13 protein-coding genes and 1 pseudogene are annotated in these 19,623 nt (G+C 71.8%); 4 read left to right on the top strand and 10 right to left on the bottom strand.

What is annotated here, in order from left to right; translation table 11 throughout:
• From HQ603_RS17320 to HQ603_RS17310, 3 genes are all read right to left on the bottom strand, one after another.
• Positions 1-329 (bottom strand): hypothetical protein (locus HQ603_RS17320; protein ID WP_371831071.1); only part of this gene is annotated, 329 nt, incomplete at its 3' end.
• Between the two features lie 205 nt (positions 330-534).
• Positions 535-1,404 (bottom strand): glycosyltransferase family 2 protein, encoded by an 870-nt coding sequence (locus tag HQ603_RS17315; protein ID WP_222685995.1) that lies wholly within the window; start codon positions 1,402-1,404, stop codon positions 535-537.
• A 92-nt stretch (positions 1,405-1,496) separates the two neighbouring features.
• On the bottom strand, positions 1,497-2,375 hold the full coding sequence (locus HQ603_RS17310) for a glycosyltransferase (RefSeq protein WP_222685994.1): 879 nt from the start codon (positions 2,373-2,375) through the stop codon (positions 1,497-1,499).
• A gap of 120 nt (positions 2,376-2,495) precedes the next feature.
• Here HQ603_RS17310 and HQ603_RS17305 point away from each other — a divergent pair, with 120 nt between their 5' ends.
• Positions 2,496-3,416 (top strand): glycosyltransferase, encoded by a 921-nt coding sequence (locus HQ603_RS17305; RefSeq protein WP_222685993.1) that lies wholly within the window; start codon positions 2,496-2,498, stop codon positions 3,414-3,416.
• Between the two features lie 10 nt (positions 3,417-3,426).
• Here HQ603_RS17305 and HQ603_RS17300 read toward each other — a convergent pair whose 3' ends face one another.
• Together HQ603_RS17300 and HQ603_RS17295 are read right to left on the bottom strand one after the other, a co-directional pair.
• Positions 3,427-4,311: an alpha/beta fold hydrolase gene (locus HQ603_RS17300; RefSeq protein ID WP_308126593.1), complete on the bottom strand. Its 885-nt coding sequence runs from the start codon at positions 4,309-4,311 to the stop codon at positions 3,427-3,429.
• A gap of 211 nt (positions 4,312-4,522) precedes the next feature.
• Entirely contained in the window at positions 4,523-5,458 is a 936-nt protein-coding gene (locus HQ603_RS17295; protein WP_222685992.1) for an esterase/lipase family protein, read from the bottom strand.
• Between the two features lie 137 nt (positions 5,459-5,595).
• Between HQ603_RS17295 and HQ603_RS17290 the strand changes: the two genes are divergently transcribed.
• Positions 5,596-5,745, top strand: a complete 150-nt coding sequence (locus HQ603_RS17290; RefSeq protein ID WP_222685991.1) for a hypothetical protein — start codon at positions 5,596-5,598, stop codon at positions 5,743-5,745.
• A gap of 17 nt (positions 5,746-5,762) precedes the next feature.
• Positions 5,763-6,407, top strand: a pseudogene (locus tag HQ603_RS19275) (polysaccharide pyruvyl transferase family protein); the annotation flags it as partial.
• Positions 6,408-6,653: 246 nt separating this feature from the next.
• On the opposite strand, the gene HQ603_RS17280 reads toward HQ603_RS19275, so the two are convergent.
• Entirely contained in the window at positions 6,654-7,574 is a 921-nt protein-coding gene (locus HQ603_RS17280) for an esterase/lipase family protein (RefSeq protein WP_222685990.1), read from the bottom strand.
• Between the two features lie 223 nt (positions 7,575-7,797).
• Between HQ603_RS17280 and HQ603_RS17275 the strand changes: the two genes are divergently transcribed.
• Complete coding sequence (locus HQ603_RS17275) at positions 7,798-15,117, top strand: non-ribosomal peptide synthetase (protein WP_222685989.1); 7,320 nt, start codon at positions 7,798-7,800, stop codon at positions 15,115-15,117.
• Here the strand turns inward: HQ603_RS17275 and HQ603_RS17270 are convergent.
• The 4 genes from HQ603_RS17270 to HQ603_RS17255 are packed head-to-tail and all read right to left on the bottom strand — an operon-like array spanning position 15,103 to position 19,506.
• Positions 15,103-16,038, bottom strand: coding sequence for an AurF N-oxygenase family protein (locus tag HQ603_RS17270; RefSeq protein WP_222685988.1), 936 nt, complete (start codon positions 16,036-16,038; stop codon positions 15,103-15,105). The genes HQ603_RS17275 and HQ603_RS17270 overlap by 15 nt on opposite strands.
• Complete coding sequence (locus HQ603_RS17265) at positions 16,035-16,913, bottom strand: prephenate dehydrogenase dimerization domain-containing protein (protein WP_222685987.1); 879 nt, start codon at positions 16,911-16,913, stop codon at positions 16,035-16,037. The genes HQ603_RS17270 and HQ603_RS17265 overlap by 4 nt, the downstream gene beginning before the upstream one ends.
• Positions 16,910-19,090, bottom strand: a complete 2,181-nt coding sequence (gene pabB, locus HQ603_RS17260; RefSeq protein ID WP_222685986.1) for an aminodeoxychorismate synthase component I — start codon at positions 19,088-19,090, stop codon at positions 16,910-16,912. Before pabB ends, HQ603_RS17265 begins: the two co-directional genes overlap by 4 nt.
• Positions 19,087-19,506, bottom strand: coding sequence for a chorismate mutase (locus HQ603_RS17255; RefSeq protein ID WP_308126592.1), 420 nt, complete (start codon positions 19,504-19,506; stop codon positions 19,087-19,089). Before HQ603_RS17255 ends, pabB begins: the two co-directional genes overlap by 4 nt.
• Between the last annotated feature and the right edge of the window lie 117 nt (positions 19,507-19,623).

Here is a 19,623-nt window from a genome sequence, read left to right as displayed (position 1 = left end):
GGCATGCGGGGTGGGAGGGGGTCACCGGTGAGGGTGGTCTGCTCGGTGAGCAGCATCGAGCGGCGTAGGCGGGTGCGGGCGTCGGGGAGGTCGATGTGCAGGAGGCCGGAGAGGGCGTCGGCGCAGGTGAGGCCGGTGTCGGTGAACGCCCCGGTCTGGACGGCGCGGTGCAGCCAGGTCTGTCCGAGGCCGGTGAGGGTGCGGGTGGCGCGTTCGGAGTCGACGATGAGGGCGAGGAGGTCCTCGAGTCCGGTGGTGCGGGTGTCGAGGGCGGCGAGGTCGGCGATCGCCGCGTTCAACGCGGCCCTCGCCGCCGACACCGCGGTCACCGGTGAGACCGGTGCATCCAGTGGTGTTGCTGCTGTGTGTGCGGGTCCGTTCCCGCCGCCCCCCGACGACATGACCCCAGTGTAGATCGACCCACCGACAGAAATCGATCATACGTTCGAACTGCCGACACGCACGCAAGACGGGGCCACGCCCACGGTCAAGACGTCGCGGTCGAGCCGTTCGGGAGAGCTCGGCCTGGCGCGGTCAGCGCGCGGCGTCGTAGGGCAGCACGCGCTGGGGATGCTTGCTGAGCAGCTGCTTCAGCGAGTAGTGGCCGGTCACCGGGTTGTACGCGCGCGACGGCACCCAGAACAGCAGGTGCAGAACCCGCATCGAGCGCACCGCCGCCTTCGACTTCTCCGCCTCCTCGTGCATGCCGCGGGCCTCGTACGTCGCGGGCATGTACTCGACGAACTTCTTGTAGCTGGAGACGCTCGACAGCATTCGACGGCCCGACGCGCTGATGTCCATGCCCGGCACCAGGACGGACTTCTGGCACGCCTCGGAGATGCAGAGCGTGATGTCGAGGTCGTCGAAGATGCCGGGGATGTCGAGCAGGTGCGGACGAATCAGCGCCCAGGTGCTACGCCGCACGGCCATGTTCGCGCCGAACAGCGTGGGGACCTCCAGGGGGCCGTCGCCGGTGTTGCGGAAGCCGACGTCCAGGAAGAACTTGTGGACGCGCTGCAGCGGCATGTCGTACTGATCGAAGCGGCCGGTGCCGGCGCCGATGTCGTCGGCGGCGGTCGCGAAGAACTCACGCACGGTGCGCGCCCACCCCGGCTTGGCTCGGGCGTCGGCGTCGAGTCGGCCGATGATGTCACCGGTGGCGACGTCGAAGCCGGCATTGCGGGCCATGACGACGCCGGGCCGCGATTCCTCGACCACGCGCAGGACGGGCAGCTCCGACTCCAGGCGCGCGAGGATCTCCCCGGTGCGGTCGGTGCTGTTGTTGTTCACGACGATGATCTCGTGAAATTCGTCCAACTGGTCTCGCACCGAGTCGATCAGATACTCGATGGTGTCTTCCTCGTTGAATGCGGGAATGACGAGGGACAGCGTGGGCAAATCCATGGGCGGGATGTTACGTCATCGCGCAGCGGACGGCTGCTCGCGATTTCGGTGAAACCGGCGCGGAGTCGGTTCGAGACGCCGAAAACATTCGTTCACTCGTCGTTCGAGCGGAAAAGGTGGAGCACCTCGAACCGGGATGTCCGCGGATTCCACAGGCGAAACGGAACCCACATGGCGAGATAGAACGGAATCGTCGCGGTGAGCAGTGTCACTATCGCTCGACGACGTTCCGCCGTTCGGCCGTGCATCGCGAACGTGCGCTGATCGCACCAGCTGTAGCGGAGGTAGGAGACCGGGCCGGACTTGAACCGCCGGCCGGAGATGAGGGCGCGGGCGTCCGGAATGACGGCACAGCGAATGCCCGCGTCCGTAGCGCAGATCGTCAGATCGACGTCCTCGAAGATGTCCGTGCGCGTCGAGGTGTGGGGCCGAATCCGATGCCACGCCTCGCGCGTCATCGCCATGTTGGAGCCGAACAATCGGGGTGCGTCGACGTCGTCACCCGCGGCGAGTTTCTCGTGCACGGTCCGGCACAGGGCGTCCTGAGCGGACCGGAACTTGTCCTGAAAGGGCAGGTCGTAGGCGGTGCATGTGCCGGACCCGGCCGCGTAGGTCTCGCCGTGGCGCGCGAAGAACTCCCGCGTCGCACTCGCCCATCCCGGCTCGACCCGCGCATCCGCGTCGATCCGGGCGAGGATGTCAGCGGTCGCGGCGTTCAAGCCGGTGTCACGGGCGTAGGGCAGTCCTTGGCGGGACTCGTGCAGGACGACGACGGGGTCTCGTCCGGTCGCGTCGGCGTGGGCGGCGGCGCGACTCTTCACTTTCGCGACGGTGTCGTCGTGCGAGTTGTTGTCGACGACGACGATTTCGTGAATGTCGTCGGACTGCGCCAGGAGCGCGTCGAGGCATGCCTCGATCACGGCCGACTCGTTGAAGGTCGGCACCACCACCGAGAGGGTCGGGTGCGTCATGGGAACCATTTAGTCGCAGCCGGCCGTGCGTGTCCAATCGACTCGGTCCGGTGTAGTACGAATGGATGTATTCGGTCGGAGGATTACGGTTCGTACCGGGTGGTTTGGTAACATGCACGCGTGAGCGAGAACCACACTTCTACCCAAGATCGGCATCTGCCCTCCGTCTCGATCGTGGTTCCGGTATTCAACGGATTGCCGTTGCTCGACGTTCAGATCGAGAGATTGACGTCACAGACGTACGCGGGTCCGCTCGAGATCGTCCTCAGTGACAACGGGTCGACCGACGGTGTGAACGAGCACGTCCGGCGGCGGTGGAGCGACAGTCCCGTACCGGTCCGCGTCATCGACAGTTCCGCGACGCGCGGCACCGGTGCCGCGCGCAATGCCGGAGTCGAGGCGGCGACGGGGGACATCATCGCGTTCACCGACCAGGACGACGCGGCGCGTCCGGAGTGGATCGACGAGCTCGTCGCCGCGTTCCGCGACTCCGACGCCGACGTGGTGTCCGGCACCGTCGCGGTGGACCGCATCAATTCTCCCGAGGTGGCCGGCTGGCGGCCGATGCCGGGTGCCGACGACGGGTGGCACGTCGAGGGCTACTTCGACACGGCGATCGGTACCAGTCTGGCCGTGACCCGGAAGGCGCACCAGGCCGTCGGGGGTTTCGACGTCGACTACCTCGGCGGCGGGGAGGACAACGACTACGTGTGGCGCCTGCAGCACGCAGGGTTCCAGCTCGTGCACACGCCCGATGCGGTCGTCGACTACCGACTCCGTGACACCTACAAGGGCCTGTGGAAGCAGATGGTCGCCTACGGTCGCGCGGACGTCCGCAACCACGTCAAACACAAGCCACTGGGATTCCGCGGATACAATTTCCCGCTGATGTTCCCGTACATCGTGGTGTCCCTGTCGCTCCGCAACCCGCTCCTCCCGCAGCGGATCACCAAGCTGTCCCGTGGACGATGGGTCTACTGCGTGGCCTACGAGTACGGGAAGATCCGGGGCAGCATCGAGAACCGGGTCTGGTGCATCTGATGCGCTCCGCTCACGCGGAGTACCGAATGCGCAGGCGCTCACACGTCCGTTCGATCTCGGCCGCGACCAGTTCGGGCTCGGCCAACTGGATGTAGTGATCCCGCGACTGCGACGAGACGTGCCGTCCGTCGGTGACGGCGTCGACCGTCGCCTTGTGCGATTGAAAGATGAAATCGCGGTCGAATTGCTCGGGAGTGCTGCTGCGCCTGGACGTGATCTCGGTGAGGGGAATGTCGGGCACGTGTGGTCCCGTCGCTTCCAGTGCGTGCATACCGGCGATCATGTTCTGCCATTCCGAGCGCGCCGCTCGGGCCGCACAAACTCGACCCGATTCGGCGACGACCTCACGCAGGGCAGGTCCCTGGAGCGCGCGGAAATAGGTGCGACGGAGAGCCTGACCCAGCAGCCCGACGCGCGCCAACCACACCTGCGCGCCGTACAGGACCCCGGCGCCGCCCATCGCCCGGCGGAGGAGGTCGGCGCCGGCGGCTTCGCTCACCTCGTCGACCAGCACGATCCCGACGACCTTGTCCGGTCGTTCGGCTGCGGCGCGTCGCGCGATCGGCCCACCGTAGCTGTGCCCGACGAGGACGCACGGGCCGGCGACCATGGTGTCGAGCACCCGCAGATGGTCGCGGAGCAGGGCCTCGAAGGTGCGCGGTGCGTCGGTGGCGTCGCTGCGGCCGAGACCGGCACGGTCGTAGACGACGGTCCGCGCGAACGCGGCGACCCGGGGCTGGACGAGCGCCCAGGTGGACCGTGACTTGCCCAGGCCGGCCTCGAAGAGCACCGTCAGCGGGCCCTGACCGTCGGTACAGAAGTGCAGACGGCGCGGCTGTCGCTCGTCCGCTACGGACAGATGATCGGACGTACCCAACGCGCTGCGTTCGCTCACACTGACAACCCCGTCGCACTGTTTCGGGTACCGACCACCGGTACGGCGTTCGCGGGCGGAACGGCAGTGTCCGGCGGCCGATGCGGACCATTCGTGAGCAAGTCTATCGATGACGGCGTCGGCCCGACGTATCCGTCGAGGATCGAAGAGGGAGGCGCAGCTCGCGCGGCCACGCGAGCGTGGTCCGGTGACAGCCGGGGGTTTCGAGCTTCTACGAGCAGACGACGGCCGGATCCACGACGTACGACGGGTCCAGCCCCCTCGACACGAGCGCGACGGCCGCGGGCTTCGACGTCAGGCCCATGTGGCCGATCGCGGCGCCGGGGCACGTGTCCTGAACCCACTGGTTCGACACGGTCGCGCCGGGGCCCGGGGTGAGGAACGTGTTCTCGGGCGGCGTCGAGACGGTGTCGTCGCGGCTGGCCACCACGGTGTAGGTGACGCCCGGCAGGGTGTCCCCACCTGCGTTGAGGACCTCGAGGAACGGCGAGCCCACCATCTGCTGGACGGCGGACGGGCCGACGGCGACCGCTGCCGCGTCCTGGACCGGAAAGCCGACGAGTTCGGCGATCTTGCCGATCAGCTGCTTCTCGTCGTAGGTCGTGCCGTGGTTGGTGGCACCGAGGGTGACGAGCTTGTCCACCTTGTTGCGCGCCGGGTCCAGCACGTCGGCGCCGCCCTCGAACTTGAGGTACTGGCGCGCCATCGTGCCACCCTGCGAGTGGCCGACGATGTCGACCTTCGCGGCGCCCGTGCGCTCACGGACGGCGTCGACGAATGCGGCGAGTTGTTTCGCGGAGTCGCGGATGTCCGCGCCGCCCCACATGCGCAGCAGGTTGTCCGGCTCCAGCAGCGCCGGCTGACCGTAGTTCAGCGCGAACACGCAGTAGCCCTGTGCGTGCAGTTCGGGCGCCAACTCGGACCACGTGGCCGCGGCGTTGGACCAGGTTCCGTGCACCAGGACCACCGGGTTCGGGTGGCTCGGGCTGGGCACGCACGACGGGTCGTCGGCGCCGGGGACGTCCACGGCCGCGCCGGAGAGGGGCGCGGCGGGCTGGACGGGATCGGCGTGCGCCACGCCACCACCGAGGGCGATCGCGGATGCGACCGTGGCTGCGGCGAACAGTGAGCGGGCGCGACACGCCATGGTGATGAACTCCGTTTCGGGGGCACGGTGGGGTAGGAGGACGCATCGATGTTACAGAAGTGGCTGGTGTGGCCTCGATCACACGACCGGGACGCGGGTCGCTGGTGGATCGCACGCGGCGGTCGTACGGTGCTTGCATGTGCGTCGGGGCACTGGAGGATCTGCGTGATGCAACGCGGGCGACGTTGGCGGACGTCGTCCGTCGCACCCCTGTCGCCCTGCTCGACCACCCGCACTACTTCAACGCCGGTGACCACCTGATCTACTCGGAAATCTGGCATACCTGAACGCCCTGGGCTGCTCGGTGGACCATGTCTGTGCACCCCACACCTACGACGCCGAGTTGCTGGAGCAGCTCGTACCGTCCGGCCCGATTCTGTTGCAGGGTGGCGGCAACTTCGGCGATCGCTGGCCCATGCACCAACGGTTTCGCGAGCGCGTCGTCGCCGACTTCCCACACCGGCGCATCGTCCAGCTCCCGCGGTCGTTCGACTTCACGGACGCGGGCGCGCTCGCGGCGACGAGGTCGATCTACGAGGAACACCCCGATCTGACGGTGCTCGTCCGGGACCGGGAGGGCGCGGAGCGCACCGCCGAGGCCTTTCCGACCACCGCGGTGCGGTTCTGTCCCGATCTCGCTTTCGGGGCGACGGTCACCGCCCCGGCGGAGCCCGAGGTCGACATCGTGGTCCTCGCCCGCCGCGACGCCGAGGCCGTCGATCGGCCGCCGGCGCTGCGTCCCGGCGAGGAGCAGGTCGACTGGTCGCTCGGAGCGTCGGCCAACGCCCAGTGGTGGGCATCCGCCGCGATCGAGGCCGGCGTGTGGCGACTCCCGTGGTTGCGTCGACGGGTCCACCCGATCGCGCGCGTCGTGATGGATCACCGCACCCCCCTGAACCTCGACGCGGCGTGCGCGCGCCTGGGGCGCGGACGCGTGGTCGTGACCGACCGACTGCACGGCGGCGTCCTGGCCGCCCTGCTGGGACGCCCCGTGTTACTGGTCGACAACGTCAACAAGAAGTCAACAAGAAGGTGTCCGCGATCTTCCGGGACTACCTGCGCACGCTCCCCGACGTCGAACTGGCCACCGATTTCGCCGACGCCATGGCGCGAGCGCGGAGTCGAGTCGGCCGGGGACGCGCGACCTGACGCACCACGCGTCGCAGGCCACGCCGAACCCCCGTCGGAGCCCCCGTCAGCGGAGCTGTCGACGGTCCCCGGCATCGTCGAGCGCGTTCAGCACCACCTCGACGGCCGCGCGGTCGGTGGTCAACTCCATGTGCCCGGCCGTGGAGTCCGGCGCGACGTCCTGCAACCAGAGATTGGTCACGACGGCGCCCTCCCCGGCGTCGAGGAAGGTGGCCTTGGGGGGCGTCGACACCGTGTCGAACCTGGTCGCCAGGACGGTGTAGCGCACGCCGGGGACGGTGTCGCCGTGCTCGTTCAGGGCCGCGATGAACGGTGAGCCGAACAGCTGCTGCGCGTACGACGGGCCCACCGTCGCGTCGGTCGTGCCGACCACGGGGAAGCCGAGTTTCTCGGCGACGGCGCCGACGATCTGCTTGTTGCCGTAGGTGGTGCCGTGGTTGGTGGCACCGAGCGTGACCAGGGAGCGGACCCGGTTCCGCGACGGGTCGTTGGCGTTCGATCCACCGTTGAACTTGAGGTACTGGTGGGCGACGGTGCCGCCCTGGGAGTGGCCGACCAGGTCGACGGTGTCGGACCCGGTGACCGCGACGACGCGCTCGACGAATCCGGCGAGCTCGCGGGCCGATTCGGCGATGTCGGCGCCGCCGACCATGTTGAAGACATTGGTGGTGTCGTAGCCGCGGCGGTGGCCGTAGTCCAGCGCGAAGACCGGGTACCCGCGCTTGACCAGGGCGGGCGCCATGGTGTGCCACGTGTCGTAGGCGCTGCACCACGTGCCGTGCACCAGCACCACCGGACGACGACGGACGGAGCGCCGTCGGAAATCGTTGACTCCGGGGATGTCGTCGACACGACGGGGCTGCGACCGCGCGTGCCGGATGGTTCCGATCATGGCCCCGACGGCCGCCGCCAGTACTGCGACGGGGGACTTCCCCGACCCGTTGTCGGGCGTGGGTGTGGACGTCATCGGTGCGTCGGCTCCTGGTTCGCGGATCGGGTGGGACGAGAGACCGACTGGTCTCGATCGCCCCTCGGCGACTTCACAGACTACCGCTGCCGACTGTGAACGTGGTGAGAGCTCACGACGACTCGGCGGGCAGAGCGTGTGGTCCGCACTACTGTGGGGGACGTCGAGACCGTGGGGGACGTCCTCGAGCGGGGAGCGACTCGGCAGGAAGGGGCGTGCGCCGGTGACACCACGCGACCTGACGGCCGTCGTGGCCCGCACGGCTCGCCTGTTCCCCGACGCCCCGGTGTTCTCCGACCGACCCGACGGCCTGCGATTCGACGCCCTCGCCGCGACCGCGACGGGCCTGCGTGCGGCCGTCCCCGCCTTCGCCGCCGCACCCGACGGCGCGATCGTCGCGGCCGTGACCGCGTCCGCACCGGCCGACGCCGCGCGGCACGGGACCGACCTGCCGGACGTCGTTCGCGCGTCGGCGGCCCGCGAGGGCACCGTGGTCGCGGCGCTGCGGCGGGTGGTCCGCCACCATCCCGATCGCCTCGCCGTGCGGGACGGTTCGGTCGCGTTGACCTACGCGGACCTGTGGACGCGCGCGACGGACCGGGCGACGACGGTCCCGCGGGAGCCCGTCGTCGTGCCGGCCGCGGAGGGCGTCGACGCCGCGGTGGACGCGGTGGCCGCGCTGGTGGCGGGAGCGTGTCTGGTGGCGGGCGGCCCGGCGGATCTCGTCCGGCCGGGGGACACGGCTGCGGCGCGCGTCGTGCTGGCCGTGGCCGACGACGACGACGACGGCGCGTTCCTGTTCGACGACGCCGCGCTGGTGGCGGGATGCCGGTCGGTGTGGGGCGACGTCGACGGCCCGGTCCTGTGGTGGCACGCGGCCGACCGCGTGTGGGGTCCGCTCGAGTTCTGGGGTGCGCTCCTGCAGGGCCTCGGTCTGGTGGTGGCAGACCGGAGCGTGCCGGCGGCGGAGCAGATCGCCCGCGACGGCGTGCGCACCGTCGCCGCCACGGTCCACCAGCGTCCCGACCTGGACACGTGCGACGCGGTGGTGCTCACCGACGGCCCCGCGTCCGCGACGGACCGACTGCGACCGATCGTGACCGCCCCGGGCGTGTTCGGCGCCGCGAGCGCGGAGGCGCTGGTGCTCGACCGGCGGCTGCGGCGGGTGCCGGCCGGTGTGGTGGGGGACCTCTACGTGCCCGGCGACGCCGTCGCCTCGTCCGCGGCGTCCACAGCGTCCACGGCGTCCACAGCGTCAACAGCGTCCACCTCGTCCACGGCGTCCACGGCGTCCGCGTCGCTCACGGCGCTGCGGCTCGTCGCCGCGGCGGGCGGTGACCGCGTGCTGCGCACGGGCGTGCGCGCGACGGTCGACCGGTCCGGCGCCGTGGGTGTCACCGGCGACGGTGGCGTGCTCCGCCGCGGCGTCCGCGTGTCCGTCGCCGACACGGCGAACCGGGTGCGGGAGCTGGACGGGGTGACCGACGCCCACGTCGTCCTCCGCGACGATCCCGCGTCGGGTCCGGTGCTGGTGGCGTACCTGCGCTCGGCCGGAACGCAGCCCGACGACGCCCTGCGGGCCGCCGCCCGCGACGGACTGCCGGACTACGCCCGCCCCGATGCCACGGTGGTGCTGCCCTCGCTGCCGCTCGGACCGGACGGGCGGGTCGACGAGGCGCGGCTCCCGGAGGTCGACGTCGGTCTCTCACCGACGGCCGACGACGTTCCGGACGCACGGTCGACGACCGTGGATCTGGTGCAGTCGGTGTTCGCCGACCTGCTCGGCACCCCGACGGTCGGCTACGACAGCAGCTTCTTCGACCTGGGCGGGTCGTCTCTGGTGGCGACGAAGGCGGTGGCCCGGCTGAACGCGGCCGGACTCGGGCGCCTGCGGGTGGCGGACATCTTCGACGCCCCCACCCCGCGCACGTTGGCGCATCGACTGGACGCCGCCCGGAACCGCGACGCCTCCGAAGACTCCGAAGACTCCGACGCCGCTCTGCCGCGTTTCGCCGACATCGCGGGAACCCCGCGGCCGCAGCGGCTTTCGCTCGCTCCGGCCCAGGTGCGGTTGTGGGTTCTCGCGCGGCTCGACCCGACGTCGTCGGCGTACACGGTGCCGCTGGTGCTGCGGTTGAGCGGTGAGCTCGACGTCGCCGCGCTCGGTCACTCCCTGACGGATCTGGCGGTGCGTCACGAGAGTCTGCGCGCCCGTTTTCCCGAGGACGACGACGGCCCGTACGTCGACGTGCTCGAGGTGGACGACGTGGTCGACGGCGCCGCGCCACTGCTCCGGCCCCGCGCGGTGTCCCCGGACGCGGTCACGGAGGAGATCACCCGCGTGGTGGCCGAGCCCGTCGACGTCACCCGCGAACCGCCGTATCGCACTGCGCTGCTGCGTGTCTCGCCCACCGAGCACGTTCTGGTCGTGTGTCTGCACCACCTCGTGGTGGACGGCGAGTCGCTGCCGCCCCTGGTGACGGACCTGGTCACCGCGTACGCCGCCCGCTCGCGGGGCGCGGCGCCCGTCTGGGTCGACCGTCCCGCCGCCTACACCGACTACGCGCGGTGGCAACGCGACCTGCTCGGCACCCCGGACGCACCGACGCCCTACGCGACGGCCCAACTGCAGCACTGGGATCGAGCCCTGGAGGGGTTGCCGGCCTCGGTGACCCTGCCCGTCGACCGATTGCCCAGCGAACGTCCCGGCGCTCCGGTCGCCGGGGAGGTGCGTGCGGCACTTCCCGCCGACCTGCATCGCGAACTCGACGCGCTCGCACGACGATTCGGGGTCAGCGAGCACATGGTGCTCCTCGCCGCGCACGCCGTCGGCATTGGCCGGTGGGCCGGCGTCTCGGACCTCGCCGTCGGCGTGGCGACGGCGGGACGGACGGACCCGGCGCTGACGACGGTGGTCGGCATGTTCGTCGGCACCGTCGCCGTGCGGGTGCGCGTCGATCCGTCGGACTCCTTCGCGGACGTGATCCGGCGGGTCCGGGACACGACGCTCGCCGCGTACGACGCGGCCGACGTGCCGTTCGACTGGGTCGCCGGGCGACTCGGCCGGACGGACTCCCCGCTCTACCGCGTCGGGTTCGCCTACCGCGCCGCGACGTCCGCCGTCGACGTCGCGCTCCCCGGATTGCGCGTCTCGGTCGTCGACGCCGACGTCCTCGCGCCGAAGGACGACGTGCTGCTGACCGCGGAGGCCGCGACGGACGAGGCCGGTCGTCCGGCCGGGATCGCCCTGTCGATGGTGTACTCGGCGACCGTGTTCGACGCGCCGACGGTCGCGTCGGCGTTGTCGGTGGTGCAGCGGGTGCTCGAGGAGGGAATCGCGCGCCCGGAGACCCCCGTCGCCGACCTCGACGTCCTCGGGCCGGACGGGCGGCGTCGACTGATCGCGTCGCTGCGCGGGGCCGTGGCCGTCGGCACCGGGGTCCTGCCGGACCTGTTGTTCGACGCCGCCGCCCGCCACGCCGACCGTCCGGCCGTCACCGACGGGTCGGTCACCCTCACGTACCGCGAGCTCGCCGACCGTGCGACGCGCCTCGCCCGGACCCTGATCGCGCGGGGCGCCGGCCCGGAAACCGTCGTGGCCGTGTCCTTTCCGCGGTCGGTGGAGATGGTGGTCGCGGTCTGGGCCGTCGCGGCGAGCGGCGCCGCGTACCTGCCGCTCGACGCCTCGTACCCCGCGGCGCGCCTGGCGTTCATGGTGGCCGATTCCGGCGTGCGCCTCGGTCTCTGCTCCTCGGAGCGACGGGCGGGTCTGCCGGATGCCGTGGACTGGACGGCATTCGACATCGGGTCGGGGTCGGACCCGGTGACGGCTGCGGAGCCGGTCCCGGTCACCGACGCCGAGCGCCGCGGCACCGTCCGCCCCGACTCCGCCGCGTACGTCATCTACACGTCGGGGTCCACCGGGACACCGAAGGGCGTGGTCGTGACCCACGCCGGGCTGTCGGGTCTGGCCGCGGAGACCCGGATCCGGTTCGCGACCCGGGTGGGCTCGCGGCCGGCGCAGACGGCGTCGCCCAGCTTCGACCCGTACGTCATGGACATGCTGCTGTTCGCGCTCGGCGGCGCCGTCCTGGTGGTGGTGCCGCCGGACGTCGTCGGCGGTGACGAGATGACGGATCTGCTGGCCGCGCAGCGGATCACGCACCTGTCGACCACGCCGGGTCTGCTGGCGACGCTGGACCCGGATCGCCTGCCGACGCTCGAGATGGTATCGGTGGGCGGGGAGCCGCTGTCGCCCGGAGTCCGCGACGCGTGGGCGCCGCGGCTGCGGCTGGTCAACGCCTACGGCCCCACGGAGGCGACGGTCGCGAGCCACTTCTCGGAACCGGTGCGGCCGGGGGCGACCGTCACGGTGGGTCGGGCGATCACGGGAATGGGGGCGGTGATCCTCGACGAGCGGTTGCAGCCCGTGCCGCTGGGGTCGGTCGGCGAGCTGTACCTCCTCGGCCGTGGTCTGGCCCGCGGCTACCACGGACGGTCCGGGCTGACCGCGACGCGCTTCGTCCCGAACCCGTTCGACGGCAGCGGGTCTCGGCTCTACCGCACGGGTGACCTGGTGCGCGCCGTGGTGGCGACGGACGACGCCGCCCCCGTGCTGCGGTACGTCGGGCGGGCGGACACCCAGGTCAAGGTGCGCGGTATCCGGGTCGAGCCGAGCGAGGTCGACGCCGTTCTGGTCCAGCGGCACGGGGTCGACGCGGCGGTGACCGTGCCCCGGACGACGCCGGCGGGGGACACGGTGCTGGTCAGCTACGTCGTCCAGCGCGGCGAGCGCACCCCCGACCACCTCCGCACTCTGCTCGCCGCCGATCTTCCGGCCGCGCTGGTGCCGTCGGCCGTGGTGGTGCTCGACCGCCTGCCGCTGACGCCGAACGGCAAGATCGACACGGCCGCACTGCCCGCGCCGGATTCGGCCCCGACACCACCGGTTCCGGGTCGCGCGGCGAGCAGCGACGCCGAACGCGCGGTCCTCGCCGCGTTCGCCGCGGTGACCACGGGGGTCGAACTCGGCGCCGACGACGACTTCTTCCGGCACGGCGGCGACTCGCTGGGTGCCACCCGCGTCGCTTCGCGGTTGGGGCGCGAGTTCGGTCGACGGGTGCCCGTGCGGGCCGTCTTCGACCGACCGACGGCCGCCGGGCTCGCGGCGTACCTGACCGACCCGGCGACCGATCCCGAGTCCGGGTCGGCCGTCGAGAACGCCGGGGCCGGCGCGGTTCTCGCGCCGGGCTCGCTGCCCCGCCCGGACCGTCCGCCCCTGTCCTACGCCCAGGCGCGCATGTGGTTCGCCAACCGGTTCGACACCACCGGGTCGTCGTCGACGGGACCGGCCACGGCGTACAACGTGCCACTGGTGACGCGCATGAGCGGCCCGGTGGACGTCGCGGCGCTGGCGGCGGCCGTGCGGGACGTCGTCGCCCGGCACGAGGTATTGCGCACCCGCTATCCCGATTCCGACAACGGGCCCTTCCAGGAGGTGCTGCCCCCGGAATCGGTACCCGTGGCTCTCGAGCCGGTTCCGGTGACCGACGATCCGACGTCGGCGGTCGCGGCGTTCGTCGGAACGCGGTTCGACGTGACGGCCGCGCCGCCGGTCGCCGTCCGGTTGTGGCGGCTCGCCGCCGACCCCGCCTCCGGCACCGCCGCCGACACCGAGTACCTGTTCGCCCTCGTCGTCCACCACGTCGCCCTCGACGGGGAATCGATGCAGCCGCTGGTCCGAGATCTTCTGCAGGCGTACGCCGCTCGGGTCGCCGGTGCCGCGCCCGCCTTCGCTCCGCTGCCGGTGCAGTACGCGGACGTCGCCGTGTGGCAGCGCGCGCGGCTCGGTGACGACGCCGACCCCGGCAGCGAGGCCGCCGCACACGTGCGGTTCTGGCGAGACGCGCTGGCCGGCGCGCCGGAGTCGCCGATCCTGCCCACGGATCGGCCGCGTCCGCCGGTGGCGTCCCTGCGGGCGGCGACGGTGCCCGTGGCCTTCGACGCGGAGACGACCGGCGGCGTGCAGCGCGTGGCCGCCGCGACCGGCGCCACTCCGTTCATGGTGGTCCACGCCGCGCTGGCGGTGTTCCTCGCGCGCTGGTCACGGGAGAACGACATCGTGATCGGCACACCCGTCGCGGGCCGCGGCGACGCGCTGCTCGACGACGTCGTGGGCATGTTCGTCGGCACCGTCGTGCTGCGTACCCGGGTCGACGGGCGTCGGTCGTTCGAGGACGTGGTGCGCGCCGTGCGCAGCGCCGACCTCGACGCGTTCGGGCACGCGGACCTGCCCTTCGAGCGGGTGGTCGACGCGCTGGATCCGGTGCGGTCCACGGCGCACCATCCGGTGTTCCAGATCATGCTCTCCTATCAGAACCTCACGCGCCCGTCGGCGGTCGTGGAGGGCGTCGAGATCGCGCCTCTCGACGTCGATGCCGGAACGTCGCAGTACGACCTGCATCTCGTCGTGGCCGACGGTGCCGAGAACGCGGGGGCTACCGACGGCATGGCGGCGGCCCTGACCTACGCGACCGATCTGTTCGACGAGGCGACGGCCCGCGCGTGGGCGCGGTCCCTCCCGATCCTGCTCGCCGCCCTGGTCGCGGATCCCGCGCGGCCGGTGGGCGACGCCCCGCTGATGGAGCCGGCCGAGGAAGCAGCGCTGCTCGCCGTCGGCGCCCGGTCCGCGGCGCCGCCGCTCACTCTCACCGACCTGCTGACGGCGTCGTACCGGGCGCACGCGGACCGGGTGGCCGTCGTCGACGGGGACACCGAACTCACGTACGCCGCACTCGGGGAACGTGTCCGGGCTCGTCGGGACCGGCTGATCGCCGACGGCGTGGGTCCCGAATCGGTGGTCGCGGTTCGCGCCGAGCGCAGCGTCGACTTCCTGGTCGAGGTGCAGGCGATCGTGTCCGCCGGGGCGGCATATCTGCCGGTCGACCCGTCGTGGCCCGAGGACCGGCGCGCCCGGGTGCGGGGCGCCGAACGTCGGTGCGGCGCCGGGACGTCCGTCGCGCCCGGCCATCCGGCCTACGTCCTGTTCACCTCGGGCTCGACCGGCGCGCCGAAGGGTGTCGTCGTGCCGCAGGGTGCCGTCGCGTCACAGCTGCTGTGGTTGCACTCCGCGGTGCCGTCGGTCCCCGAGGCGGTCATGCTGTGGCGCACCCGCGTGACGTTCGACCTCTCGGTCTGGGAGCTGTGGTGGCCGATGATCGGCGGCGCGACGCTGGTGGTCGGGCCGCCGGACTGCGACCGCGACCCGGCGATCCTGGCCGACACCCTGCGCCGCCACCGGGTCACGACGGTGACGTTCGTTCCGTCGCCCCTCGCGTCGTTCCTCGCACACGATCCGTCCGGCGTCGCCGACGCGATGGCATCGGTGTGCGACATCCTGTGCATCGGTGAGGCCCTGCCCGCCGCGCTGGTCGACGCCGTACGCGCGACCACCGGGCAGGACGGTCCGACGGTGCACAATCTCTACGGGCCCACCGAGGCGACGGTGTCCGTCACCCACCACCGTGCGTCAGCAGGTCGCTAACGTCCGGCGGAGCTTCTCGATGCCGGAGTAGTCCTGCAGCAACGGCTCTCGCGTGGCGTCCGCCGCGACCTCGCGCAGCATCCGGTGGCGCTCCGGCACGTCCTCGAGCTCGAGGATGCGCTCCCAGGTGGTCATGTCGTTGGCGGAGAACGCCTCCATCGCGCGATCCAGACTCGCCTGGAAGAACGCCCGATCCCGCTCGGACAGACGGCGATACACCACCACGGCCATCTCGTCGGCGATCGACGCGTGGCAGTGCTCGTCGCGCTCGTGCAGTGCGACCGTCGCCCGGTTGACCGGTTGGATGTCGGGGCCGTCCTCGATGAGCGCGAGGTACGAGGTGATGGAGATCTCGGCGACGGTGGTGTAGGCGAGCCCGATGAGCGCGGCGTCGTGCTCGGACTCCGCGGCGGCGAGCTCGGCCCGCAGCCGGCGAACGGTGGTGGGCGCGGGGAGATCTCGATCCGCCAGGGCGAGTCCGCGTTCGCTCCGGGTCAGCGCACTGGCCTGCAGGTGCATGAGGGTGTGGTATTGCTCGTCCACCATCGCCTGGGTCACCGCGACGGCCAGGGAATCGCCCATGCCGGTGTCGAACACGTCGCGGGCGAGCAGGGCGAAGCCGGGGTTGACGACGTGCTGCTCGACGTCCATCACGTTCTTGTTGAACGCGATCCACGCCGCGGCCCGGATGCGGTGCCGCTGCTGCTCGTCGAGCGCGAGGTAGATCGGATGACGACCGAACGGCACCAGCGCATCGGGGTAGTCGTGCTTGTCCGGGTCGAAGAGACCGGTCCAGTCGGGATCGGCCTTCTTCACCGCGGCGCGACGACTCCAGTTGCCGCGCAGGCGATCCACGACGGCGCTCTCGACGGGCGTGCGCGGCTCGAGGGACGGTTCCGCATCGAACGAGGTGGCGGTCACTGCAGGTCCTCCTGGTCGGATTCGGGGCGGTCGATGGACCGCAACCGGTCGAAGAGGTCCGCGCACCGCGCGGACGCGGGCGCGAGTTCGGGGCCGAGTGCGGCCCGAGCGGTGGCGAGCAGGGCGGTGAACTCGGCGACGTCGGCGCAGGACGAATCGACCGTCGCCACGGCGCGTCCGAGCGCGGCGCGCGCCGGTGCGGCGAACGGATTGCCCTGTTGCACATCGGCGTACACCTCGGGGGTGCCCGTCGCCACGCGGGCGAGGAGAGCCGTCGCCGTCGCGAAGGGCGGGGGCCCGAGCGCCGCGGCCACCGCGGGGTCGACCCCGAGTTCCGCCAGGGCGGTCCCGAACGCGAGGATCGCCGCGTGGGTGAGCGCCTGCGTCGACGCCACCACGCGGTCGTGCTCGGACGCCGAGACCCGCACCACGGGTCCGCGGGCGGCGACGACCTCGAGCACCGACGCGACGGCCGGGCCGTCGCGATGCACGACGGCGGCGGTGGGGCGCCCGTCCATCCCGAGGGACGGCGCGTACATCGGGTTGAGCCCGACGGCGGCGACGACGGTCGAGCGCGCGACGGCGTCGGCGATCGCGGTCTTGACCGAGAGCGTGTCGACGACGGTGGCGCGCGGGGCGATCGTGCTCAGCACCGGCACGGCGGCCAGGGCCACCGATTCGGGAACCGCGAGGATCACGACGTCCGCGGCGCCGAGCCGGTCGGTGGCCGCGGCGTCGGGCCGGAGGACGTCGCCGCCCACCTCGTCCGCCGCGGGATCGAGCACCGACACCGCACAGCCGGCCCCGGCGAACGCGTCGGCGTACAGCGCGCCGACCGCGCCGGCGCCTCCCACCACGACGACCCGCCGGATCATGCCCGGTGCTGCCGACCCACCGCGGACCGGCGTCGACGCGACAGAGCCGGACGATGAGCGGCCGGCGCGACCGTGGTCCGCACCGGAGCGGCGGCGAGGGCGCGGGCCATGGTGGAGGCCTTGACCAGCGTCTCCTCGAACTCCTCCTCGGGGTCGGACAGTGCCGTGATGGCGCCGCCGATGCCGAACCGGGCGCCCTCGGGCGTCGTCACCAGGGTGCGGATGACGATGGACAGGTCGGCCGTGCCGTTGAGCGAGAGGTAGCCGATGCTGCCCGAGTACACCCCGCGCGGCCCCGCTTCGAGGCGGTCGATGATCTCCATGGTCCGCACCTTCGGCGCCCCCGTCATGGACCCGCCGGGGAACATCGCCCGCACGCAGTCCACCGCCGAGGCGTCGGTGAGCGCGCCCCGCACCGTCGAGACCATCTGGTGCACCGACGCGTAGCTCTCGATGCCGAACAGCACCGGCACGTGCACCGATCCCGTCGCGCAGACACGCGAGAGGTCGTTGCGGACCAGGTCGACGATCATGAGGTTCTCCGCGCGGTCCTTCTCGGACGCGACGAGGTCCTCGCGCAACGCGGCGTCGGCACCCGCCGTCGCGCCGCGCGGGCGCGTGCCCTTGATCGGCTTGGACTCGACGACACCGGCGGTGTCGATGCGCAGGAACCGCTCGGGCGACGTACTCACCACGGCGAGCCCGTCGAACTCGAGCAGCGCGCCGTACGGCACCGGGGAGATGGTGCGCAGGTGATCGAACGTCGAGACCGGGTCGACCGTCACCGGGGACCGGGCGACGTTGGTCAGACAGACCTCGTAGGTCTCGCCGGCGGCGATCTCGCTCTGGCAGTGGGCCACGAGGTCGACGTACGACGCGTGGTTGTGGCGGAGATCGAGACCGGTGTCGGTCGGGTGCGTCGCGATCGGCGTCGGTTCGGCGCCGCCGCCCGCGCAGGGCAGGCGGCGCAGCGTCGTCTCGACCTCGTCGAGCCACCGGTCCGACGCGGAGCGGACGGCGTCCGACCCGTCGGTCAGGGCCAGCGCGAACGCGCGACGGCCGTCGTGATCGAGGACGACGGCGCGATCGGCGAAGACGAGGGCCGCGTCGGGATCGGGGGAGGAGTGCACGGCGTCGCCGCCCGTCTCCGCCTTGAGCTCGTAGCCGAGGTAGCCGACGTAGCCGAGCCGGAAGTCGAACGGCAGGTCGCCGCCCCGGGGGTCACCGTCCTGTCGGTCACCGCCGTGCGGCAGCGCGCGGTCCCGCAACGACGCGTCGAGGTAGTCGAAGAACGGCGTCCGCACCGTGCGGCTGCGGCCGTCGCTTCCCCGGACGGTGACGGTGGTCGTGTCGACGTCGTAGGTGACGTACTCGGCGAGCGGTCCGCGGCAGTCGCCGATGATGGTGAACCGCGCGTCGGGCTCGACGCTGCCGTCGAGCCAGAAGCGGCCGTGGTCGCCGCCGGTGACGGCGTCGTAGACCGCCCGCGGATCGGCGTCGACGCCGACCTCGCGCACGAGCACCTCGTAACCCACCGCGTCCGAACCGGCGGCCCGGGCGGGTGCGGGCGGCGCCTCGACCGGCGTCGATCGCTGCGGTCGCGCGGCCCGCGCGAGGTCCAGGAAGTTCGCGATCAGCCGGTGCCCACCGGCGGATTCGATCGACTCCGGGTGGAACTGCACGCCCCACCGAGGGAGCGTGGCGTGCTCGATCGCCATCGGCACGCCGTCGGCGGTCCAGGCGGTGACCGACACCTCGTCGGGCAGGCCCTCGACGATCAGGGAGTGGTAGCGGACGACGGAGAGCGGGTGGTCGAGCCCGGCGAACAGTCCGGTGCCGGTGTGCTCGATCCGGGACAGGCGGCCGTGCATCGGTTCGGCCGCGCGCACCACGCAGGCGCCGTGCGCCGCGGCGATGCCCTGGTGACCGAGGCAGACACCGAGCACGGGCATCGCCGTCTCGTCGAGGATGCGCGCGCACACGCCGAAATCGGCCGGGTTCTGCGGGTTGCCGGGGCCGGGAGAGAGGACGACGGCGTCGTACGACGCCAGGTCCAGCGAGTCGAACGGGACGTCGTTGCGGACGACCACCGGACGCTCGCCGGTCACCGCGGCCAGGAGCTCGGCAAGGTTGTAGGTGAAGGAGTCGACGTTGTCGACCAGCAGGACGCGGGTCACCGCCGGGCCTCGTCGTGAGCCCGGTCGGTCGTGCCCGGCCGGCCCGAGTCGTCTGCGCCGACGAGCAGATCCTCCACCCGGCAGGTCTCGGCAATGATGGAGCGGTACACGGCGTCGAAGTAGTCGGGGTCCACGTCGTGGCGCTCGGCGTACTCGCGGGCACCGCGGGTGACCTGGTCGACGCGGGCGGGCTGCATCACGGGGATGTCGTGGTCACGCTTGAGGCGGCCGACCTCCTCGCACACCCGCAGGCGATCGCGCAGCGCGTCACGCAGACCGGCGTCGATGCGGTCGAGCTCCGCGCGCAGGGTGGCCAGACGGTTCTGCGGATCGGCGGCGTCGTCCGCCGTCGATTCGCGGTCGTTCGCCTGTCCGTCGTCGAGCCCGGAACCGAGCACTGTGCGTCGATCCGTCACGGTGCACCACCCACTTTCGCCTGTCTCTACTCCGGCAATCGTTCGCCATGACCGATTCGTTTCGCCGGGTCATGACAGATGGGTGTGAACGGCAACCGGATCCGACGGAGAATGAGG

The organism is Rhodococcoides corynebacterioides (genome assembly GCF_019834675.1).
In the GTDB taxonomy this organism is placed as follows: Bacteria; Actinomycetota; Actinomycetes; order Mycobacteriales; family Mycobacteriaceae; genus Rhodococcoides; species Rhodococcoides corynebacterioides_A.
Note: the sequence above shows the minus strand (reverse complement) of the source record. Positions and strands in the feature narration are given on the sequence as shown.